Origin of the sequence: Neisseria sp. GT4A_CT1, assembly GCF_000227275.1 — a bacterium.
Classification (GTDB): domain Bacteria; phylum Pseudomonadota; class Gammaproteobacteria; order Burkholderiales; family Neisseriaceae; genus Neisseria.
This window is the reverse complement of record NZ_JH164966.1, coordinates 184,327-190,072: the sequence shown is the minus strand read 5'-3', so window position 1 is coordinate 190,072 and position 5,746 is coordinate 184,327. Positions and strand designations below refer to the sequence as shown.

The 5,746-nt window shown below is 47.6% G+C and carries 6 protein-coding genes; all 6 read right to left on the bottom strand.

Annotation, left to right across the window (positions count from 1 at the left end):
- A partial coding sequence (locus HMPREF1028_RS05600) for a helix-turn-helix domain-containing protein (RefSeq protein ID WP_009311819.1) occupies positions 1-173 on the bottom strand: 173 nt, incomplete at its 3' end.
- A gap of 99 nt (positions 174-272) precedes the next feature.
- Positions 273-1,571 (bottom strand): 3-phosphoshikimate 1-carboxyvinyltransferase, encoded by a 1,299-nt coding sequence (gene aroA / locus HMPREF1028_RS05595; RefSeq protein ID WP_036529242.1) that lies wholly within the window; start codon positions 1,569-1,571, stop codon positions 273-275.
- A gap of 350 nt (positions 1,572-1,921) precedes the next feature.
- Positions 1,922-2,248, bottom strand: a complete 327-nt coding sequence (locus tag HMPREF1028_RS05590) for a protein-tyrosine-phosphatase (protein ID WP_009311817.1) — start codon at positions 2,246-2,248, stop codon at positions 1,922-1,924.
- Positions 2,249-2,320: 72 nt separating this feature from the next.
- Positions 2,321-2,536 carry a hypothetical protein gene (locus tag HMPREF1028_RS13485; RefSeq protein WP_009311816.1) on the bottom strand — a complete coding sequence of 72 codons (216 nt, stop codon included), beginning with the start codon at positions 2,534-2,536 and terminating at the stop codon, positions 2,321-2,323.
- Between the two features lie 168 nt (positions 2,537-2,704).
- A complete protein-coding gene (locus tag HMPREF1028_RS05580; protein ID WP_009311815.1) occupies positions 2,705-4,018 on the bottom strand; it encodes a replication-associated recombination protein A in 1,314 nt (437 codons plus the stop codon).
- Between the two features lie 226 nt (positions 4,019-4,244).
- Positions 4,245-5,717 carry a hypothetical protein gene (locus HMPREF1028_RS05575; protein WP_009311814.1) on the bottom strand — a complete coding sequence of 491 codons (1,473 nt, stop codon included), beginning with the start codon at positions 5,715-5,717 and terminating at the stop codon, positions 4,245-4,247.
- Between the last annotated feature and the right edge of the window lie 29 nt (positions 5,718-5,746).

Sequence of the window (5,746 nt, the reverse complement as noted above, 5' to 3'; positions counted from 1 at the left end):
TTTTTGGATTGGGGATGTTCGAGTGCGCCGATACCGCCTTCTTGATAGGCGCGTATCCATCGTCTCAGGTGGGTTCGGGAAATGCCGTAGTGGTCTGCGGTACGCTGTTGGCTGCGTATATGCAGGTAGTGGAGTACGGCTTGGTATTTGAAGTGTAATGTATATTTGCTCATAAAAAAACTGCACCTTGTGAGTTGGAGGGGATGTCCAACTTTTGGGGTGCAGTTCAAACTTTCAGACGACCTTTTTGTTTGGGTAAACGTCCTCCCGCTTTAAACCGCGTCGGTCAGCGATGAGAACACTTCAAAATAAGTCGGGAAGGTTTTATGGGTGCATTTCGGGTCGTTGATAACGACGGGTACGCCCAACAGGGAAACCAGTGAGAAACACATCGCCATGCGGTGGTCGTCGTAAGTGTCGATGACTGCGTCGGGCTTCAGTGTTTCAGGCGTGGTAATGTGAATCGCTTCGGCTTCTTCGACGACTTCCGCGCCGAGTTTGCGCAACTCGTTTGCCATTGCGGCGATGCGGTCGGTTTCTTTGACGCGCCATGAACCGATGTTGCGAAGCGTGCAGGTTTGTCCGGTGGCAAGTGCGACGATGGCGAGGGTCATGGCGGCATCGGGGATATGGTTTGCATCCAAATCAAAGGCTTGGACGGCACGTTCTTTCGGACGCGAGACTTCGACGAAGTTTTCGCCCCAAACCACGTCCGCACCGATTTTTTCCAGCTCGCGGGCAAAGGCGACATCGCCCTGTATGCTGTTTGCGCCGATACCGGTAACGCGGATGGGCGTGGCGGCAATCAAGCCGGCAGCGAGGAAATAGGACGCGCTGGAGGCATCGCCTTCGACATATAAATGGTCGGGCGCGTGGTAGCAGGCATCGGCGGGGATTTTGAAGACGCGGTAGTCTTCATTGGCAACCTGTACGCCGAATTGCGCCATCAGTTTCAAAGTGATGTCGATATAGGGCTTGGAAATCAACTCGCCGACCATACGGATTTCAAATGCCTGCCCGGTCAGCGGCAACGCCATCAAGAGGGCGGTCAGAAACTGGCTGGACACATTGCCTTTAATCGGAATCACACGCTCGCCGCGGTCTTGGCGTTCGCCGATATGAAGTGGCGGATAGTGTTCGTTGCCGAGATATTCGACATCGGCGCCGGCAATCCGCAGCGCATCGACCAAATCGCCGATAGGACGTTCGTGCATACGCGCAACGCCATGCAGATGATAATCGCCGCCCAAAACGGCAAGCGCGGCGGTCAGCGGACGGAACGCCGTTCCCGCGTTGCCTAAAAACAAATCGGCAGTGCGGTTTGGAAATTGTCCGCCTGTGCCGCGCACTTTCAGACGACCCTCGGCAAGATATTCGATTTCAACGCCGAGTTTATCGAGCGCTTCCAACATACGGTCGGTATCGTCGGATTTGAGCAGGGAATGAATTTCGCAAGTATTGTCGGACAAAGCGGCGAGCAGCAGGGTGCGGTTGCTGATGCTTTTGGAGCCGGGCAGGGCTACGGTGGCAGGTTTGAGCGAGGCGGCGGGGAGGCGGATGGATTCGGTCATGATGGTCGTTTGGGAAGCGGAAACAGAAAACGGCATTATACGGCAGGGAGGGGTCGTCTGAAAAACGTGGTAGCTGTAATTCAATGAATGATAGGCTGTAATCAGATAAACACGGCAAGGTGCATCTGAATGGTTTGTTGACGCATTCAACCTTGCCAACTGCGCCGCTGTCCACTCGTTCCGTCCGTGTAGATCTCAGAATGAATTTCTAAGTGTGGAATAAAACAAACTGGATTCCCATCAACTGGGAATCCGGTTTTTCTTTTGATGATTGGATTTTCAGACGACCTTTGGGGTCGTCTGAAACCTTATCCATACCCTTTACCTTTGCTTATTCAAGCTCTTATAGACTAGCTGTCAGATAAATACGGCTCGACGCTTTCCTTCAATATCTCGATCAATTCTTCGTCCATATAGCGGTAATCGTCAGGAATATCCAAAACAATGATTTCCTTATGCTGCAAAGCGCGAGGAAACTCTGCCGATAGACGGTTTTTATGTTTTTGTTCCATCACAAAAACCTTATCCGCCCATGTGATGTCGTTGATGGAAACGGTGTGCCGTGCGTTAGGGCTTGTGCCTGCGGAACGAGTCTGTACATTCGGATAACGTCGGAATACCGCTTCAGCGGTGGGGCTGCGCCATTGGTTGCGGCTGCAAATAAAAAGTGCGTTCATAGAAATTAAAAAAGGCGGAAAAAGATCCGCCTTGTGAAAATCATCTCGATGGAGTCGAAATGTGTTTTTAAGTTAATCAAACCATTCGGCTTCAAATTCATGCTGCCTGAAGGGATAAACAAAGCCCAGTTTTTGCGCGCGTTTGACTTTATTCCTGCGGAAATACATCAAATCCCACTTTTTCTCGGGCTTGCCCTCAGAAGGGTCTTTACCGTGTACGCGATGGCTGGGTCGTTTTGCCTGATGCCGCCGCCATGCACGGCTGCGACTGTGGTCTAAATTGTCCATTATCTGCTTTCTAACTTTGTTTCGGAAATCGGGTTCAGCAGCCGCGATTTTTTATGTGTTCAATTATTCAGCAAGAAAAAGGAAAATCGGATTGTAGCCAAATTAGCTTGACAATACAAGCATTTGACTGTCGTTGTGAAACAGGTCGTCTGAAATACGAGACACCATTTACTTCTGCTTATCCAACGCCTCTTCATCCAGCGATTTCAACCATTCCAGCTTTTCGCCGATTTTGATTTCCAGCCCGCGCGGGACGGGTTGGTAGAAATCCGGTTCGTCCAAGCCGTCGGGCATATAGCTTTCGCCGGCGGCGTAGGCGTTTGGTTCGTCGTGGGCATAGCGGTATTCGCGTCCGTAGCCCAATTCTTTCATCAACTTGGTCGGGGCGTTGCGTAGGTGGACGGGTACTTCGTCGCTGGCGTTTTCTTTGACGAAGCGGCGCATTTGGTTGTATGCCTTGTAGCCCGCGTTGGATTTCGCGGCGGCGGCAAGGTACAGCACGGCTTGTGCCAGCGCGAGTTCGCCTTCGGGCGAGCCTAAGCGTTCGAAGGTGGCGGCGGCATCGTTGGCGATTTGGAAGGCGCGCGGGTCGGCAAGCCCGATGTCCTCCCACGCCATGCGCACGATGCGGCGGGCGAGGTAGCGCGGGTCGGTGCCGCCGTCGAGCATACGGCAAAACCAATACAGCGCGGCATTCGGATGCGAGCCGCGCACGGATTTGTGCAGGGCGGAGATTTGGTTGTAGAAACTCTCGCCACCTTTGTCAAAACGGCGGATTTGCGCTCCCAAGCTGTCGGCGAGAAATTCGGCGGTTAAGGTTTTCAGACGACGTGTGTCGGCGGCGCGTAACAGTTGTTCCAACAGATTCAACAATCTGCGCGCATCGCCATCGGCGGTATTGACGAGCAGCTCCTGCGCATCGGCTTCAATCGTGAAATCCCGGTATTCGGGCAAGGCCAATACTTTGGCAATCAGCTTTTTGAGGTCGTCTGAAGACAAGGATTGCAAAACATACACCTGCGCGCGGCTCAACAGCGCGGGATTGACTTCAAACGACGGGTTTTCCGTAGTCGCGCCGATAAAGGTCAGCAAACCGCTTTCGACATGGGGCAAAAACGCGTCCTGCTGCGCCTTGTTGAAGCGGTGGACTTCATCGACAAACAAAATCGTCGCGTGTCCCTGCTGCAAAGCGATTTCTGCCTTATCGATTGCCTCGCGTATGTCCTTCACGCCGGAAAACACGGCGGAAACAGGCAGAAACTGGGCATTGAAACTCTGCGCCAAAATCCGCGCCAACGTCGTCTTGCCCACACCCGGCGGCCCCCACAACAACATAGAATGCGGCTTCCCGCCTTCCACCGCCACGCGCAGCGGCTTGCCTTCGCCGATTAAATGCTGCTGCCCGATAACATCATCAAGCGTATGCGGGCGCAGGCGTTCGGCAAGCGGCGCATCAGGTTGGCGGGTGAAAAGGTCGGACATGGCGGTTTCCGTGAAAGAGGGTTTTCAGACGACGTGGATTATAGCAGGTCGTCTGAAAACGGACGGATGGCAAAGGAAACAATAAAGACAGGATACATTACAACCGTCATTCCCGCGCAGGCGGGAATCCGTTTGTGAATTTCAGTTGATTGATTTTTATGGCTTTACTTATCCTCAAAGATGGATTCCCGCCTGCGCGGGAATGACGGCATGGATTTGCCATAACTTACTGGCAGATTTTTTTGTCTGTGTATTCCATATTAGGATAACCATCCTTGTTTTTTGGCGAATTAGGGTTGCAGTTGCCGTAATTAATCTGGATTGACATATTTTTTGCATTGGATTGTATCGGCAGGACAGGTTGGATATTGTAATTATTCAAGCCGGCATTGGATTGGGCGTTAAGGTCATTTTTGAATCTAACGTCAGTGTTAATATCAATCGCAGGATCGTCATGACCGGTATTGTCAGGATTACCGTCGTCAATGCCATCAGTATTGGTACTGATATAACTTTCCGGCATGATTTGCAAAGCTTTTCCGCTGATTACAATACATTCATTTTTTAGTTCTTCTCGAGAACTGTTGATAGAGCTGATTGGGCAAAAAACCTTAGTATCGCCTAGATTCCAAGCCATGAAACCAAATAGGGCGTTATTGCGTTGTTCGGGGTGCGTGGAACAGAAAATTTCTTCATTTTTTCTTTCTGTTTCCGAAAGGGCAGAACATTTGAATTTTTGTTTTAATTTAAGCAAGTCATTTTTATTAATACCGTTGGTTTCTTGAGAGCCATTGTTTTTTTGAAAGTTGTTGTGCAGTAGATACCATGAAGAAGAATCTTTAGGAGATTCAGCCAAACGAACGAAATGAGTAGATTTAAAAAAATAACGATACTTAAAATTTGGAAACATTAAAATGATGATAAGAATTATTTGGATGACGATAATCAAAGTAGTAAAATTATATTTTGCTAATTGTTTATCTTGATACAGTTTTTTATAACCATAATAAAAATAAACTGCATCAAATAAAAGAAATATAATTATTAATTTCCACACGGCTCCATTTTCTATAAATTCTAATATAAAATCGCCTACAAAATAGAAAATTATTATGTAAAATATAAAATATATGAGAGACATTAATTTTGATTCATTTTTTGATACAAATGTATATCCAGTGGAGAATATACAGAAAGATTTAATCATAAAGGTTATGACTATAACACCAAAAAAAAGAGCACTAGCTATCAAAGCAGATGGATTAGTTATTACTTCAGGAAAAATGCTTAATTGCCCTAAGTATTTAAGATAATTATATATAAAAAATCCACCAATAAATGTTCCAAATATTGCCGAAATACCCAATATTTTGCTGATGCCTTCCAAAATGTCAGTCAGTTTTACTTGCTCTTTGGGTTGCTCAACCGTATCAGCTTGTTTTATTTCTGCCTGTTTTGCAGCATCATTGTTTTCTGTGGCATTTTCAACTGCCTTCTTTGAGTTTTTATTTTTTCTTGCGCATATCCATTCTGCAATCTTTTTAAATAATTTACATAAGCATGTCGATTCATTTTTTTTCTGTGCGTTGTCTTCTGATTCAGACTGTTTAATTTCAGCGGTATGCTCTTGCATACCTTCGTCAGTCATTTTCTCTTGATTGTCTTTAGGGTTTTGCGTGTTTTCGTTTGAGTTAGCCATTGATCAATCCTCTATTTTCCCAAAAAAAA

Excerpts from the sequence above, each read along its gene's own strand:
- HMPREF1028_RS05590 (WP_009311817.1), bottom strand. The coding sequence starts at position 2,248 with ATGAACGCACTTTTTATTTGCAGCCGCAACCAATGGCGCAGCCCCACC.
- aroA (WP_036529242.1), bottom strand. The coding sequence starts at position 1,571 with ATGACCGAATCCATCCGCCTCCCCGCCGCCTCGCTCAAACCTGCCACC.
- HMPREF1028_RS13485 (WP_009311816.1), bottom strand. The coding sequence starts at position 2,536 with ATGGACAATTTAGACCACAGTCGCAGCCGTGCATGGCGGCGGCATCAG.
- HMPREF1028_RS05575 (WP_009311814.1), bottom strand. The coding sequence starts at position 5,717 with ATGGCTAACTCAAACGAAAACACGCAAAACCCTAAAGACAATCAAGAG.
- HMPREF1028_RS05580 (WP_009311815.1), bottom strand. The coding sequence starts at position 4,018 with ATGTCCGACCTTTTCACCCGCCAACCTGATGCGCCGCTTGCCGAACGC.